The sequence below is a fragment of the Hanstruepera flava genome (assembly GCF_023634025.1).
Classification (GTDB): Bacteria; Bacteroidota; Bacteroidia; order Flavobacteriales; family Flavobacteriaceae; genus Hanstruepera; species Hanstruepera flava.
The window spans coordinates 395,395-412,500 of record NZ_JALJCW010000001.1; the positions used below are offsets into that span (position 1 = coordinate 395,395).

General features: G+C 33.7%; 13 protein-coding genes and 2 rRNA genes (1 of these 15 only partly in view). 12 read left to right on the forward strand and 3 right to left on the reverse strand.

Annotation, left to right across the window (positions count from 1 at the left end):
* Positions 1-32: 32 nt before the first annotated feature.
* The 12 genes from MTX13_RS01860 to MTX13_RS01915 all read left to right on the forward strand — a co-directional run bounded on the left by MTX13_RS01860 (position 33) and on the right by MTX13_RS01915 (position 16,037).
* Positions 33-935: a biopolymer transporter ExbD gene (locus MTX13_RS01860; protein WP_250432676.1), complete on the forward strand. Its 903-nt coding sequence runs from the start codon at positions 33-35 to the stop codon at positions 933-935.
* Between the two features lie 183 nt (positions 936-1,118).
* Positions 1,119-1,796 (forward strand): tRNA (guanosine(37)-N1)-methyltransferase TrmD, encoded by a 678-nt coding sequence (gene trmD / locus MTX13_RS01865; protein ID WP_250432677.1) that lies wholly within the window; start codon positions 1,119-1,121, stop codon positions 1,794-1,796.
* Positions 1,797-1,958: 162 nt separating this feature from the next.
* Positions 1,959-2,312 (forward strand): 50S ribosomal protein L19, encoded by a 354-nt coding sequence (gene rplS, locus MTX13_RS01870; RefSeq protein WP_104736136.1) that lies wholly within the window; start codon positions 1,959-1,961, stop codon positions 2,310-2,312.
* A gap of 700 nt (positions 2,313-3,012) precedes the next feature.
* Positions 3,013-3,585, forward strand: coding sequence for a pentapeptide repeat-containing protein (locus MTX13_RS01875; RefSeq protein WP_250432679.1), 573 nt, complete (start codon positions 3,013-3,015; stop codon positions 3,583-3,585).
* An 88-nt stretch (positions 3,586-3,673) separates the two neighbouring features.
* Positions 3,674-4,798, forward strand: coding sequence for an efflux RND transporter periplasmic adaptor subunit (locus MTX13_RS01880; protein ID WP_250432682.1), 1,125 nt, complete (start codon positions 3,674-3,676; stop codon positions 4,796-4,798).
* Positions 4,799-4,800: 2 nt separating this feature from the next.
* Positions 4,801-7,998, forward strand: a complete 3,198-nt coding sequence (locus MTX13_RS01885; RefSeq protein WP_250432683.1) for an efflux RND transporter permease subunit — start codon at positions 4,801-4,803, stop codon at positions 7,996-7,998.
* On the forward strand, positions 7,988-9,304 hold the full coding sequence (locus tag MTX13_RS01890) for a TolC family protein (RefSeq protein WP_250432685.1): 1,317 nt from the start codon (positions 7,988-7,990) through the stop codon (positions 9,302-9,304). The genes MTX13_RS01885 and MTX13_RS01890 overlap by 11 nt, the downstream gene beginning before the upstream one ends.
* Before the next feature lie 161 nt (positions 9,305-9,465).
* Positions 9,466-11,694 (forward strand): NADP-dependent isocitrate dehydrogenase, encoded by a 2,229-nt coding sequence (locus MTX13_RS01895; protein WP_250432686.1) that lies wholly within the window; start codon positions 9,466-9,468, stop codon positions 11,692-11,694.
* Between the two features lie 70 nt (positions 11,695-11,764).
* Positions 11,765-14,140, forward strand: coding sequence for a TonB-dependent receptor (locus tag MTX13_RS01900; RefSeq protein WP_250432687.1), 2,376 nt, complete (start codon positions 11,765-11,767; stop codon positions 14,138-14,140).
* Between the two features lie 2 nt (positions 14,141-14,142).
* Positions 14,143-14,967, forward strand: coding sequence for a DUF4249 domain-containing protein (locus MTX13_RS01905; protein WP_250432688.1), 825 nt, complete (start codon positions 14,143-14,145; stop codon positions 14,965-14,967).
* Between the two features lie 28 nt (positions 14,968-14,995).
* On the forward strand, positions 14,996-15,814 hold the full coding sequence (gene murQ, locus MTX13_RS01910) for an N-acetylmuramic acid 6-phosphate etherase (RefSeq protein WP_250432689.1): 819 nt from the start codon (positions 14,996-14,998) through the stop codon (positions 15,812-15,814).
* On the forward strand, positions 15,804-16,037 hold the full coding sequence (locus MTX13_RS01915; protein ID WP_250432691.1) for a DUF6095 family protein: 234 nt from the start codon (positions 15,804-15,806) through the stop codon (positions 16,035-16,037). The genes murQ and MTX13_RS01915 overlap by 11 nt, the downstream gene beginning before the upstream one ends.
* On the opposite strand, the gene MTX13_RS01920 is transcribed toward MTX13_RS01915, so the two are convergent.
* The 3 genes from MTX13_RS01920 to MTX13_RS01930 form a co-directional block, all read right to left on the reverse strand.
* On the reverse strand, positions 16,024-16,524 hold the full coding sequence (locus tag MTX13_RS01920) for a hypothetical protein (protein ID WP_250432693.1): 501 nt from the start codon (positions 16,522-16,524) through the stop codon (positions 16,024-16,026). The two genes, MTX13_RS01915 and MTX13_RS01920, sit on opposite strands and share 14 nt — an antisense overlap.
* A 159-nt stretch (positions 16,525-16,683) precedes the next feature.
* A 5S ribosomal RNA gene (gene rrf / locus MTX13_RS01925) occupies positions 16,684-16,791 on the reverse strand.
* Positions 16,792-16,876: 85 nt separating this feature from the next.
* A 23S ribosomal RNA gene (locus MTX13_RS01930) occupies positions 16,877-17,106 on the reverse strand; it runs 2,591 nt beyond the window's last position.

A 17,106-nucleotide genomic window follows, 5' to 3' on the forward strand; every position in this document is an offset into this window, starting at 1 on the left:
TTGTTATGTTGGCTGTAATACTATACACAAAAATGAATTACTCTAAATTATCGTTCCTTTTTCTAATCTGTACATGTTCAATCTATTCACAACAATACTCTGATATTGAATTGCCAAATATTGATACTAAACAAAAATATCTTGTTATTCCTTATCATTCAATATTTATAAATAGAGACAATCAAGTATATTTTGGTGATGAAGAAATTAGTATCCATGAAGTGAAAGAAAAAATTTATGGCTCATATTACAAACATCCTGGCTATGGGAAAATTACAACAAACCCGTTGGGAGTTCATTTATTTGCAGATCAAAATGCAGATTACAAGATTATTGATGAAATCAAATCCGAAATTGCACAAACTAATTGCAATAAAAAAATATTTTATCGAACCAATCTTGAGATGACAAATATCAGTAAAATGTATGGTATAAAATATATGCTACCAAATTCTTTCTTTAAATTCACTCCTCCCAATAGAATTCGAACTAAAAAGGAATTAGACGATTTAAACGAAAACAAAGAGCGAAATAAGCAACTAGGTTTTCCAGAAGTCCCTGATGTCAATAGTCCAGAATTGATTGTTACTTCACCAGCAACGGTAATTTATTCGATTCAAGAAGAAGTTATTAAAGAGTTTTTTGAAAACAAAAAAGTAATTTTTATTGAAATAGGTAGTAATTATATTGAGCATAACAATATTAAATATTCAATATTAGAAGTTGATAATCTTAAGAACTTTTTTAATGATTTCGAAGTAATTATATACACCTATAAAAATGATTTGAAGTATAATGATTACTTAAAATATTTAAATTCAATAATACCTATTGAAAAGTCCTTGCCTAATACCAAATTTATTGAATATAGTGCTAAAATGAGATTATTACATCAAAAATCGAATATAGATTTACGAAATATCATTCATCATTAATACAAAAGCTAACTTAAGACGAATATAATTCATTACTCGGAATTCCTATTCGGAATTTCTGACACTTCTGAACTATGGATTCGCACTTAATCGCTGACCCAATGTAAACACAACAAAACTCCAAAACAAAAACCTTCCTTTCCAAAAAACATTTCAAGTATATTTGCAGTCTAAAGCAAACCTATGCGTATAGATATTATTACTGTTTTACCAGAATTACTTAAAAGTCCGTTTGAAGCGTCTATTTTAAAACGCGCCATTGAGGCGAACTTGGTAGAAGTGCATATTCATAATTTACGCGACTACACCACTGATAATTATAAATCTGTAGACGATTACCAATTTGGTGGTGGTGCAGGAATGGTAATGATGATAGAACCTATAGACAAATGTATTTCTGGTTTAAAAGCCGAGCGTGATTATGATGAGATTATCTATATGACACCAGATGGTGAAACCCTAAATCAAGGGATTGCCAATCAACTATCGCTTAAACAAAATATCATTATTCTTTGTGGGCATTACAAAGGTGTTGACCAACGTGTTCGTGACCATTTTATAACCCGTGAAATATCTATTGGCGATTTTGTGCTTTCAGGAGGCGAATTGGGCGCAGCCGTATTATGTGATGCCGTTATCAGATTAATTCCAGGCGTTTTGGGTAATGAGACCTCCGCCCTAACCGATTCGTTTCAAGACAATCTTTTGGCACCACCTATTTATACCAGACCGCGTAGTTACAAAGGCTGGGATGTTCCAGAAGTCTTGTTTAGCGGCAATTTTCCCGAAATAGAAAAATGGCGGGAAGACCAAGCTTATAAGCGAACCCAAGAAAGACGTCCTGATTTATTGGATGAGTAACGGTGTTTTGTGAGCCTAAAACACCAAAAAACAACATATTAAAAAAAGTAATTATTAATTGTTCATTACTAATTATTAATTATCTTTGCACCCAATTTCGGGTTAACCTCTGGCGAGAATCGTGAATGTTGTTTCGAATTAATTCTATTTAAATTTAAAGATATGGAATCTTTAGTAAAATTTGTACAAGACGAGTTTGTAACAAGAAAAGATTTTCCAGAGTTTAGCGCTGGAGACACTATTACGGTTTATTACGAAATTAAGGAAGGTAATAAAACACGTACACAGTTTTTTAGAGGTGTTGTAATTCAAAGAAGAGGTACTGGAACTTCTGAAACCTTTACCATTAGAAAAATGTCTGGAACTATTGGTGTAGAACGTATTTTCCCAGTAAACATGCCAGCATTACAAAAAGTTGAAGTTAACAAACGTGGTAGCGTACGTAGAGCACGTATCTATTACTTCAGAGGCTTGACTGGTAAGAAAGCAAGAATTAAAGAAAGTATGAAACGTTAATAATTAGTTGATAACGTTGAAAGGCCCTGTTTTTACAGGGCTTTTTTTATTAACAAAAGTTAATAACTCAAGTTTATAAACAGTTGATATCTAATAGCTTAAAAAATTTGGAATTTTAAAAAGCTGTTCTATATTAGCAGAAGGATTAAGGGACAACTTCGGTTGGTTTTCGTTTGAAAATAACAAATTAGTCTTTAATTCCAGTAAAGTAACGTTCTTTATCATAGATTGTTTTTTGAGGTTTTGAGGTAGCATGTGTAAGCGTGTTTAACTAAAAAATCATGAAGCTTAAAAACGTACTGTATGTTTAGGCAGGTAGTAGCTGTTTAAGTGGAAAGTTTCTAAATATAGGTGAGACCGAAAGTGATAGCCTGTTGACGAGACAATGTTTTTAAAGTTGCAAACCATGAAAATTGGCGTGTAAACAGAAAGAACATCAAGAAAAGCAATTAAACGAAACATTTTAGCAACAGGTCAATACATTTTGAAAGTTGCAGTTAACAAGTGTTTCATTTGAGTTAGTTTAGCTTGAATTGAAAAGGTTGAAGCAATTTAACAATGATAGTAGCAATAGTATCTAGATCACGCAAAACTAATTTCAAAGAAAGCCATATCAATATCAGGTGTACATCTGAAGTGATATGGCTTTTGTTTTTTCTAATCGTTGGTTTTGTATCTTTATGCTTACAAAAAACAAAACATGTCCTTACCTTTTATTGCCGACAAGACATTCGAAAAAAAAGACTATCGGAAAGAAAGCCTTACCAAGGCAGAATACGACAACTGTATCTTTATTAATTGCGATTTTACAGACTCATATCTATCTGCCGTATCCTTTACCGATTGTCAATTTAAGGACTGTAACTTAAGCGGCATTAAAGTTAAGGACGCCACTTTTAAAGATGTTCTATTTTCGCATTGTAAACTTTTAGGAATTAATTTTTACGAGTGTAGTGATTTTCTTTTTTCTTTTGAAGCGCATCATTCCTTGTTTAGTTTTTCTTCGTTTTTTAATAAAAACTTAAATCAAACACGCTTTAGCCATTGCGTTCTTGAAAAAGTGGATTTCACCAATGCCAACCTATCGAAATCTTGTTTTGATCATTCCGATTTAAAGCATGCTACATTTGACAATACCAATCTGAAAAAAGCCGATTTAGTAACTGCCACCAATTTTAATATTAACCCTGAAAACAACGTTATTGAATATGCCAAATTCTCAAAAGAAGGTGCTCTTACATTACTAAACGCTTTTAAAGTTATTATTGAGTAGAATAGCAGATATTTTTATGATTTTTTTAAGACTCATAAATTAAACTTACAAATAGCTTTGTAGTCTTAAAAGTACTTAACCATCATTTATGCGTAACGTAATTCTCTCCATAATTGGAATTTTAGTTATTATTGGTTCTTTTTTTGTTGCCAAAAAATTAATTGACAATAAAACCAAACCTAAACCAGTAGCTAATAAGATAGTCAAAACGGTTTTTACAGACACCGTACAAAACACCACAATTGATATTATTATTCCTGCAAATGGCAGGTTAACCGCCAAACGTCGTGTTGAACTCTATGCAGAAGTTCAAGGGATTTTTAAATCAGGGAACAAGCTATTTAAACCTGGACAGAACTATAAAAAAGGGGAAACTCTTATTCGCATGGATGCTTCAGAATATTATGCCAGTGTACAATCGGCCAAAAGCAACTTATACAATTCCATTGCAGCTATAATGCCCGATATTCGTTTGGATTTTCCAGACATGTACCAAAAATGGCAAAAATATTTAAACAGTTTCAACCTTAATAACTCCACACCAAAGCTTCCAGAAATTACATCTGATAAGGAAAACTATTTTATTACGGGTCGTGGTATTATTTCTAACTACTACAACGTAAAAAATTTAGAACAGCGTTTGGCAAAATATAATATCTCTGCTCCTTTTAGTGGTATTTTAACCGAAGCATTGGTTACAGAAGGCTCCTTAATTAGAAGCGGCCAAAAGCTAGGTGAGTATATAGATCCAAGTGTGTACGAAATGGAAGTTGCTTTAAGTAAGGCCTATGCTAGTCTCTTAAAGGTTGGCGAGCCTGTTACTTTAAGTAATTTAGAACATACCGAAAGTTATACAGGCAAAGTTTCTAGGGTGAATGGAAGTATAGATGCTACAACACAAACCATTACCGCGTTTATTGAAGTTTCGAATGAGAATCTTAAAGAAGGTATGTATCTTGAAGCCAATTTAAATGCTAAAGAGGAACCTAATGCCATTGAAGTTAATAGAAATTTAATGCTTGATAGCGATCAAATTTTTATTGTAAGAGATAGTGTGTTAGATGTTATAGATGTAAAACCCATTTTTTACTCCGAGACCAAAGTGGTTTTAAAAAATGTACCAGATGGTACTATTATATTGGAAAAGCCTGTAGTTGGTGCATACTCTGGCATGCTTGTTCAGCCCTTTGTTGACAATAAAAACAGTCAATAATCATGAGGAAAATAATCGCTTATTTTATACGGTATCATGTCGCTGTAAATGTTTTCATTATAGCATTTTTCGTATTTGGTGTTTTAGGAATTATGTCACTTAAATCGTCATTTTTCCCTCTAGTTGATTCTAAAATCATTAATGTTAACATCACCTATCCAGGAGCTTCGCCGCAGGAAATTGAAGAAGGTATCGTTCTACAAATTGAGGATAACCTAAAAGGGTTAAAAGGGATTGATAGGGTAACATCTACCTCTAGAGAAAACAGCGGAACTATTACGGTTGAAATTGAAAAAGGCGAAAACATCGATTTCATGCTTTTAGAAGTAAAAAACGCCGTAGATAGAGTACCTTCTTTCCCAACAGGTATGGAGCCGCTTGTGGTATCAAAGCAAGAAGCTATTCGAGAAACCATATCTTTTGCTTTAAGCGGAAATGATGTGCCTCTAAAAACTTTAAAGCAATTAGGTAGGCAAATAGAAAATGACTTAAGAGCCATTGATGGTATTTCTCAAGTAAGTGTTACAGGTTATCCAGATGAGGAAATTGAAATAGCCGTAAACGAAACCAATTTACTGGCTTATGATATTACATTCTCTGAAGTTGCCCAAGCTGTTGCCTCTTCAAATATTTTGATTACCGGTGGAAATATTAAAACTAATGCAGAAGAGTATTTAATTCGCGCCAATAACCGTTCGTATTATGGTGACAAGCTTTCCAATATTGTTATAAGAGCTACACCTAATGGAAGAACTGTTCGCCTAAAAGATGTAGCTATAATAAGAGATCGATTTTCCGAAACACCAAATGCTACCTATTTTAATCAACAATTAGCCATTAACATTTCGGTAACCAGTACCAATACTGAAGATTTAATTTCTTCAGCAGATAAAGTCAAAGAGTATATTGAAACTTACAACCAAAAACATGAGAACGTTGAGCTAAATGTGGTAAGAGACTTATCCATTACGCTAAACCAACGTACACAGTTATTAACCGAAAATGCCCTTATTGGTATGTTGCTCGTTTTGGTGTTTTTGTCTTTATTTTTAAATACACGCCTAGCATTTTGGGTTGCGTTTGGATTGCCTATTTCATTTTTAGGCATGTTTATTTTTGCAGGACAATTTGATGTGACCATAAATGTACTTTCCTTATTCGGAATGATTATCGTAATCGGTATTTTGGTGGATGATGGAATTGTAATTGCCGAAAATATTTATCAACATTACGAAAAAGGAAAATCACCGATTCAAGCTGCCATAGATGGCACCATGGAAGTAATTCCTCCTGTGGTATCAGCAATTATTACAACCTTATTGGCCTTTTCATTATTCTTATTTTTAGAAAGCAGAATTGGCGAGTTTTTTAGTGAGGTTTCTGTAATTGTTATTCTAACATTAGCTGTTTCGTTAATTGAAGCCTTAATTATCTTACCTGCACATTTAGCGCACTCTAAAGCCTTAAGAAAGCAAAACAAAGATGAAAATCTCTCAAAAGTAAAACAGTTTTTTGCTAAAATGAGAGGTATTAATGCAATTGGTGACAGAATCATGAAGTTTTTAAGAGATAAACTATATACACCTGTTCTCAACTTTGTATTGGAGTTTAAAGTACTTTCTCTTGGAATTTTTGTTTCACTGTTAGTATTAACATTTGGCTCAATTGGCGGTGGCGTTATTGGTGTTACGCTCTTCCCTTCTATTGCCAGCGACCGTGTTTCTATTGAATTGGATATGCCTAACGGAACAAATGTTAGTGTGACTGATTCAATCATCTCTATGATAGAGGAAAAAGCATTGGTTGCCAATAAAGAGTTTACCGAAGAATATCTTAACGGAACTGGAAAAGAATTGTTTGAAAATACTATTTTGTCCCTAAATAGCAGCTCAAGTGCCAGCTTAACGATCAATATGTTACCAGGCGAAGAAAGACCTGATGAAATAAATGCTTCGTTGGTAGCTAACAGAGTTCGTGAGTTAGTTGGTCCTGTTTTAGGTACTGAACGTTTAATTTTTGGTTCAGGAGGAAATTTTGGTGGAAGTCCTGTATCGGTTGCATTATTAGGTAATAATATTCAAGAGTTGAAAGCTGCTAAACAGGAGTTAAAAGAAGTTTTAGAAAAAAATCCGCTACTTAAAGATATTGAAGACAACGATCCTGCTGGAATAAAAGAGATACGTTTAGAGTTAAAAGAAAGTGCCTACCTGCTTGGCTTGGATCTCTCAACCGTTATGTTTCAAATTCGATCAGGTTTTTTTGGTAGACAAGCTCAACGTTTTCAAAGAGGTCAAGATGAAATAAAAGTTTGGGTCCGTTATGACCGAGATAACCGTGCATCTCTAAACAATTTGGAAGACATGCGTATTGTTACGCCTTCTGGTGAACGTGTTACTCTTAAGGATATTGCTACCTATACTATTGAACGTGGTGATGTAGCAATTAACCATTTAGATGGAAAACGTGAAATTAGAATTTCAGCAGACCTTAAAGACCCAAGCACTAGCAATACGGATATTTTAGAGGATATTAGAACCGTTACCATTCCAGAATTACAATCAAAATATCCAACAATTACAGCGTCATTTGAAGGACAGAATCGTGAAGCACAAAAGCTTAATTCATCGCTCGCAGCTGCAGGAATTCCTATTTTATTTCTCATTTATGTAACCATAGCTTTTACGTTCAGAAGTTACAGCCAACCTATTTTGTTACTATTGTTAGTACCATTTAGCTTGACGGCTGTTGCTTGGGGACATTGGTTACTTGGCTTTTCTGTAAACATACTTTCCCTTTTGGGAATTATTGCCCTTATAGGTATTATGGTAAACGATGGTCTTGTTTTAATTGGGAAGTTCAACACCAATCTTAGAGAAGGTATGTCTTTTGACACTGCTTTGACTGAAGCTGGAAAGTCTAGGTTTAGGGCTATTTTTTTAACCTCCTTAACAACTATTGCAGGATTGGCACCTTTGCTTCTGGAAAAAAGTAGACAAGCACAGTTTTTGAAACCTATGGCTATTTCCATTTCATTTGGAATTGGTTATGCTACCATTTTAACACTTTTAGTTTTACCACTGTTTTTAGCTTTCAACAATAGCATAAAGAAGAATGCAAAATGGTTATATACCAATAAACCAGTGAGTAAAGAGGAAGTTGAACGTGCTATTAAAGAACAAAAAGAAGAACATGAGCACTAAAAATCTTATTACATATAGCTTGTTATTGGTCATCATGCCTATATTTTCACAACAGCTTTTAACAACCGAAGAGGCATTTGAGCTGGCTTTAGAACATAATTACGGAATAAAAATCACCAATAATAGTGTTGAGATTGCTGAAAATAATACTGATATTTTAAACTCTGGTTATCTACCTATAATTAATGGAAGTGCTGGTGCAAACTACAATTTAGATAATACTGAAGCTAAATTTTCTAATGGAGAAACTACAACGCTATCAGGTGCTGAAAGTTCAAATTACAACGCAGCTTTAAATTTAAATTACACTCTTTTTGATGGTATGGGCAGACAATATAATGTTCAGCGTTTAAAAGAAGAATACTCTCTCTCAAAACTAGAAGCTAGAGAAACTATTGAAAATGTTGTTTTGCAACTCTTTTCTGTCTATTATTCTGTTGCCAGAATTTCAGAAAACACCAATGTTTTAGAACAAACACTTAATATTTCAAAAGACAGACTAAAGCGTGCAGAATATCAATTTGAGTACGGCCAAGACACTAAGCTAGGCGTCCTTAACGCTCAAGTTGACATTAATAACGATAGTATTAATCTAATTAACATTAAGCAACAACTAAAAAACACAAAAAGAGATTTAAATGTTATTTTGGGAGCAAGCCTCATTGAAGATTTCAATGTAGAAACTGATATTGATTTCCTATTACAACTTAACAAAAATGACCTTCTTGATAAAACCAAAGCTAATAATGTGGCATTATTACAAGCCGATCAAAATATTTTAATTAGCGAAATAGATATAAAATCTAGCAAAGCACAATACTTACCCACTTTAGATTTAATTGGTTCTTATGGTTGGAATAAAAGTAACAACAATGCGGCTTCTTTTGTTTCAGAAGTCACCGGTAATGGTTTGTCCGGTGGACTACGCCTAAATTGGAATATTTTTGATGGTGGTAGCACAGCAACTCAAATAAAGAACACTAAAATTGTTTTAGAGAACCAAAAACTTTTAAAAGATGAGTTGATTATTAACATTGAACGTGACTTTAATAATGCTTGGGACGATTATCAAAATAAATTGGTTATATATAATGTTCAGGAAAACAATATTAAAACGTCTTTTGATAATTTTACCCGTACTGAAGAAAAGTACAAATTAGGTCAAGCTACCGCTTTAGAGTTCAGACAAGCTCAATTAAACCTTCGTAATGCAGAAATTAGTAGAAATCAAGCTAAATATGAAGCTAAATTGGCAGAATTAAATGTACTTCAAATGAGTGGAGAATTACTCAATATTGATTTTTAACCAATTTTTTAAATCCATAACTTCAATACGTATTCTTTTATAATACTTTATTAACGCGTAGTTAATATAGTGCGGCTTTCCCATTCAAAAATCTTTAAGATTTTGCTATATTTGCAATTCTTAAAAAACAAAGCATTCACGTCCGTAAAACAATAATAATTATGACAAAATCTTCTACAATAATTTACACTAAAACAGATGAAGCTCCAGCATTAGCAACCTATTCGTTTCTTCCTATAGTAAAGGCATTTGCTAATTCATCTGGAATTAATGTTGAAACGAAAGATATCTCTTTAGCTGCCAGAATTTTAGCTGTTTTTCCAGATTTCTTAAACGCTGAACAACAAGTAGAAGATGCCCTCGGGATTTTAGGTGAATTGGTTAAAAAGCCTGAAGCCAATATTATTAAATTACCAAATATTAGTGCTTCAATACCACAGTTAAAAGCAGCTATAAAAGAATTACAAGATAAAGGTTACCCCCTTCCTGATTATCCTGAAAGCCCAGAAAACGATAAAGAAAAAGACATTAAAAATCGTTATGACAAAATTAAGGGAAGTGCCGTAAACCCAGTATTACGAGAAGGAAATTCGGATCGTCGTGCACCAAAAGCTGTAAAAAACTACGCCAAAAAAAATCCGCATTCTATGGGAGCTTGGAGTAAAGATTCCAAAACACATGTAGCAACCATGAGTGCTGGTGATTTTGCGCATAATGAAAAATCGACTACAATATCTGAAGCTACTTCAATAAAAATAGTGCATACTGATGAAGCTGGAAATGAAACAGTTTTAAAACCAGCATTCCCTTTACTTACTGGCGAAATTATTGACGCCACAGTAATGAACAAAAAAGCTTTATTAAGCTTTTTAGAGCATGAAATTGCTGATGCAAAGGAACAAGGCGTTTTATTTTCATTACACATGAAAGCAACCATGATGAAAGTTAGCGACCCAATTATCTTTGGTCATGCTGTTCGTGTATATTTCAAAGATTTATTCGAAAAATATGGGCACGATTTCGAAGATTTAGGGGTTGATGTGAACAATGGTTTCGGGAATTTAGTTAGTAAACTTGCAGAATTACCAGAAGACAAACGCAAAGCTATTCAAGCTGATATTGAAGTTACTTTCAATAACCAACCTGATTTGGCCATGGTTAATAGCGATAAAGGCATTACAAATTTACACGTACCTAGCGATGTTATTATTGATGCCTCTATGCCAGCTATGATTCGTACGTCTGGTCAAATGTGGAATAAAGAAGGTAAACAACAAGATACTAAAGCAGTGATTCCTGATAGCAGCTACGCTGGAGTTTACACTGCTACCATTGACTTTTGTAAAGAGCATGGTGCTTTTGATCCTACAACCATGGGTACTGTACCCAATGTAGGTTTAATGGCTCAAAAAGCAGAAGAGTACGGTTCGCATGATAAAACTTTTGAAATAGCAAGTAAAGGAAAAGTCTCGGTAATCGATGCTTCTGGTAATACATTAATTGAACATCATGTTGAACCTGGCGACATTTGGAGAATGTGTCAAGTAAAAGATGCACCAATTCAAGATTGGGTAAAATTAGCCGTTAATCGCTCAAGAGCTTCGCAAACACCAGCTGTATTCTGGCTTGATAAAAATAGAGCCCATGACGCTGAATTAATAAAGAAAGTAAACACCTATCTAAAAGACCATGATACAACAGGATTGGATATTCGTATTCTTTCACCCATTGAAGCAACTAAATTCACTTTAGAGCGCGTAAAATCAGGACAAGACACCATATCGGTTACAGGAAATGTTCTACGTGATTATTTAACCGATTTATTTCCAATTTTAGAATTGGGCACTAGTGCTAAAATGCTTTCTATCGTACCATTAATGAATGGTGGTGGATTATTTGAAACTGGCGCTGGTGGTTCAGCTCCTAAACATGTTCAGCAATTAGTTGAAGAAAATCACTTACGTTGGGATTCTTTAGGAGAATTTTTAGCTCTAGCTGTTTCATTTGAGCATTTAAGTGAAGCTACCAATAATGAAAAAGCTGCTATTTTGGGAGAAGCTCTAGATGAGGCCACTGAAAAATTATTACAAAACAACCAATCACCCAAGCGAAAAGTTGGAGAGTTAGACAATAGAGGAAGCCATTTTTATTTAGCCATGCATTGGGCTGAAGCATTAGCTGGTCAAACTAAAGATGAAGATTTACAAAAACGTTTTGCACCTATTTCTAATTTGTTTAAAGTTAACGAATCAACCATAATATCAGAATTGAATGGTGTTCAAGGCAACGCAGCCAATATTGGTGGCTATTATGAACCAAATGATGAATTAGCAAATAACGTTATGCGTCCAAGCCAAACTTTAAACAAAATACTAGATTCCTTAAAATAAATATAAAGTTTATCAAAAAAGCTCCTTATCAGGAGCTTTTTTTTATAATTTTAGTACAAAATTGTTCTGAATGAATCTACGTATCTTAGGTTTACTATGCCTATTTTGTTTATCAAATCACATCTTATTCGCTCAAGAAAAAGTAACCTTAAGTGGTATAGTTTCAGATTCAAGCAACAACGAAACACTTATTGGAGTCAATATACTATTTCCAGAACTATCAACTGGAGCCACTACAAACGAATATGGCTTTTACTCCATAACCTTACCAAAGGGCTCATACAAATTAGTTGTTAGCTATTTAGGTTATCAAGATATTTCTGAAACTATAGACTTAAACGAAAGTCTTACCAAAAATTTCAGTCTATCAGAATCCGTTGAAAATCTTGATGAAGTCATTATTAAAGAAAACGTTGAAAAGCTCAATATTAGAAAACCCCAGATGAGCATCAATTCACTTACTGCCAATACCATAAAACAAATACCTGTAGTTTTTGGAGAAGCAGATGTTATTAAAGCAATTACCCTTCTACCCGGTGTTACTACAGCAGGTGAAGGTGCTTCTGGATTTAATGTTCGGGGTGGAGCTGCCGATCAAAACCTAATACTACTAGACGAAGCCACTATTTATAATTCTTCACACTTATTCGGTTTCTTTTCGGTTTTCAATCCAGATGCCATAAAAGACTTAAAACTGTATAAAGGTGGGATTCCTGCGCGTTATGGTGGTCGTGTTTCTTCTGTTTTAGATATATACCAAAAAGAAGGAAACAGCAATAAATTCCATATGAATGGAGGAATTGGTTTAATATCGAGTAGACTTTTGGCTGAAGGACCAATAAACAAAGGACAAGGCTCTTTTTTATTAGCAGGAAGAGCCACATACGCACATTTGTTTTTACCACTTTTTGAAGTTGAAAACAAAGCCTACTTTTACGATTTAAACACCAAAATAAGTTACAAGCTTAATCAGAATAATAATGTTTATCTGTCTGGATATTTTGGGCGTGATGTATTCAGCTTGAACGAAAGTTTCAAGAACACTTATGGAAATACCGTATTAAACTTTAGATGGAACCATCTTTTTTCTGATAAATTATTTTCAAACCTATCACTTATATACTCTGATTATTATTATGGGTTAAGACTCGATTTTGTAGGGTTTAACTGGGATTCTGGAATTCGTAATTTCAATTTAAAATATGATTTTAAACACTATGTTAGTGATAAAATAAAACTGCAATACGGCTTGAATAGTATTTACCACAAGTTTAATCCTGGAGAAATCACACCTTCATCATCAGATTCTGGAATAAATGCGGACAAACTAATCGATAAATATGCTTTTGAAAATGCTATATATCTAGATGTAGAACATAAGTTAACCAATAGGTTAATGGCTTCTTATGGTTTACGTTACAGTTCTTTTTTGCGTTTGGGGCAAGATGAATTAAATGTTTATGAAAATAACCAAGCCGTAAATTTTAATCAAGAATTACAAGTTTATGAAAAAGCCGAACCAATCGGAACTGAAACTTACAGTAGAAGTGATATCATTAAATCATTTGGAAACTTTGAGCCACGTGTGGCTTTAGCATATGAGCTAAACAATAATTCATCTATTAAAGCAAGTTACAACCGTTTAAGCCAATATTTAAGCCTAATATCAAATACTAGTTCACCAACACCTTTAGATGTTTGGGCTCCAAGTGGTAAATACATTGAACCGCAGATTTTAGATCAAGTTGCTCTAGGGTATTTTAGAAACTTTAAAGAAAATATGTATTCATTGGAGCTTGAAACGTTTTATAAAAAAGTTGAAAACAGAATTGATTACATAGATGGAGCAGATTTAATTGCCAATGATGCTATAGAACAAGTTATCTTAAATGGTGAAGCTAAAGCTTATGGTTTAGAAATCTTATTCAGAAAAAATGAGGGGCGATTTAAAGGTTGGATTGCCTATACGCTTTCAAAATCTGAACAACGAACCCCTGGAAGAACTCCTGTTGAACCTGGTATCAATAATGGTGAGTGGTATAGCACACCTTATGATAAAACCCATGATTTATCCTTCACAGGTAGCTACGATTTTAATAAAAAATGGCGTTTTAATGCTAATTTTATTTTTCAAACGGGACAACCTGTAACATACCCTAATGCTCAATATGAATATAATGGCATTTCTATTCCTAATTTTGGGTTACGAAATGAAAACAGATTACCAGCATATAACCGATTGGATATTTCGGCTACATATGTACCAAAGCCTGAAAAAAACAAGGGTTGGCAAGGCGAATGGGTTTTTGGAATTTATAATGTTTATAACAGGCGGAATGCCGCATCAATACAATTTCAGGAAAATAGAGATACTGGTGTAAACGAAGCTGTTAGATTATCTATTTTTGGCATAGTACCTTCTATTTCATATAATTTTAAATTTTAATTATGGTGAAAATTAAGCATATAGTTGTCTTGTTCGTATTCAGTTTAACATTGTTTACTTGTGAAGATGTAATTGATGTAGATGTACCTACATCTGAACCAAGATTAGTAATTGACGCTTCTATAGATTGGTTTAAAGGTACTACTGGAAGTAATCAATCTATAAAATTGACTCTAACAGCTCCTTTTTTTAACGAATCTGTACCACCTGCCAATAACGCTCAAGTTTATATAACCGATGCAAGTAATACTGTTTACAATTTCATTGAAAACGGGAATACTGGTATTTATGAAAATTCAAATTTTATGCCTGTGATTAATCAGGAATATGAGCTTACCATAATATATAACAATGAAACATATATAGGTACTGAAACTCTATTGGGTGTTGCAGAGTTAGAGTATGTAGAGCAAAATTTAGAAGGTGGATTTACTGGTGAGGAAACAGAAATAAAGGCATTTTTTACAGATCCTGTCGATGAAGAAAATTACTATTTCTTTGAATTCATACCAAGTATTCCTGTAACACCAACTCTAGACACTTTTAAAGATGAATTTGTAAATGGAAATTTAATTTTTGGTTTCTATGTTGAAGAAGATTTAAATCCAAACGATGAAGTTATAATAAGAAATCATGGAGTCTCTGAACGTTTCTATGAGTTTATGTTTCTTTTGCTTCAACAAACTGGTGGAGGTGGTGGGCCATTTGAAACCCAGCCTGCTACTGTTAGAGGTAATTGCGTAAATACAACAAATCCAGATAATTATCCTCTTGGATATTTCAGATTATCTGAAGTCTCTGAAATTGTTTATACAGTTCAGGAGTAAATACTATAAAATCTGTATTTTTGAACATATGGATTTTACAAAAACCACAGAGCAAGATTCTAATTACGATTATCTGGAGAACATGACGATTTCCGAATTATTGAAAAATATCAATAATGAAGATAAATCTGTACCACACGCTGTAGAAAAAGCTATTCCTCAAATAGAACAACTAGTTACTCAAATTGTAAAAAAAATGCAAAATGGAGGCCGCTTATTTTATATTGGTGCCGGTACGAGTGGTCGATTAGGTATAGTAGATGCTTCTGAATGTCCGCCAACTTTTGGTGTTGACCACAATCTTGTTATCGGATTAATTGCTGGTGGTGACAACGCTATTAGAAAAGCTGTAGAGTTCGCTGAAGATTCAGATTCTCAAGCTTGGAAAGATTTAAAAGAATATAACATAAACACCCATGATGTTGTAATTGGTATTGCAGCATCAGGCACTACACCATACGTTATAGGTGGGCTTAATATGTGTAATACCAATAATATTGTTACAGGCTGTATAACTTGCAACCTTAACAGTCCGTTGTCAAAAGTGGCTAAATTTCCAATAGAAGTCATTGTAGGTCCTGAGTTCGTTACCGGAAGTTCCCGTATGAAAGCAGGAACAGCTCAAAAATTGGTTCTTAATATGATATCGACCACTGTAATGATTCAACTCGGAAAAGTTAAAGGAAACAAAATGGTTGATATGCAATTAAGTAATAATAAATTGGTAGATAGAGGTACAAAAATGTTGATGAAAGAATTGAACCTATCGTATGAAGAAGCTAATTTATTATTAGAAAAATTTGGAAGTGTTCGTTCTGCAATAGAAAATTATCACAATGGAAACTAAACATACTAACAAAGAAGTTTTAGTTAGAGGTCTAAAAAAAATGGCCGTATCCCTTTTATGTATGTTTTTTGGACCTATTCTAGTTTATATAGCATTTAGCAATCAGGAAAAACCCTTATATATTCCATTATTAATAGCTGGTATAATAATTTGTCTGACAGCAATTATTATAGCCTATAAAGGACTAAAAACAATACTTGATAGTATGTTTAATTCAAATTAATAGATGGTTTAGGCGTTGTAGGATTATATCCGAAATCCGTATCATTTATAGTGATTTTCAACCCATCCAATATATAGTTTATTATAGCGTAATGATGAATTGCATGGCTATTTGCTTGAGACAACAAAGCTGAATAAGTGTAAACTATCTCCTCTTTACCAACTCCCAAATCATCTACTACTACTACTTCTTTTTTTAAATCACTAGCTTTAATATCTACAAGTCTATCTTTTAAGGTGTCTAAATAAGTTAATGCTTTCTCACAGTTGGACTCCACATCACTATTTCTACATCGAGCCGTTAAATCAAAAATCTTTCGAGGCTTTAAAATACACCCATAAAAGTCAAGTACATGCCTAATATGTGAACCAACACTAGAATAATAAGGAGAAATAGACTTATCAATTAATATCTCGTTGGATAAATTAGACAACAAATGTGAGGCTTTCTGAAGAGTTTTTAAATTAGCTTTAATTATTGTATTCATGCAAGGAAATTATGACACTGAAATCAATTATTTTGTAATATAAATAAATTTCCTCAATTAGTCTTTAAAAGCAACAAACCTTACAGTTTCAAAAAACAAAAAACCCTTTCATTGAATAATGAAAGGGTTTTGTAAATACCGATAGTATCATCGGTACAAAAAAGGCGGCGACCTACTCTCCCACGAGTGCAGTACCATCGGCGCTAACGGGCTTAACTACTCTGTTCGGAATGGTAAGAGGTGAGCCCCGTCGCTATAACCACCTTAAGTCTTTCGGACTTGAGAGTCCGTATATTGTTGACATATTGAAAAGTCTACATGATAATTTGTTGTACCTATAAAAAGAACGGCGTACAATAAGCCTATGGGTTATTAGTACTACTCGGCTATGACATTACTGCCTTTACACCTGTAGCCTATCAACGTGGTCATCTCCCACGACCCTTTAAAGAAATCTCATCTTGTGGTGGGTTTCGCGCTTATATGCTTTCAGCGCTTATCCCTTCCGAACGTAGCTACCCAGCAATGCTCCTGGCGGAACAACTGGTACACCAGAGGTTCGTCCAACTCGGTCCTCTCGTA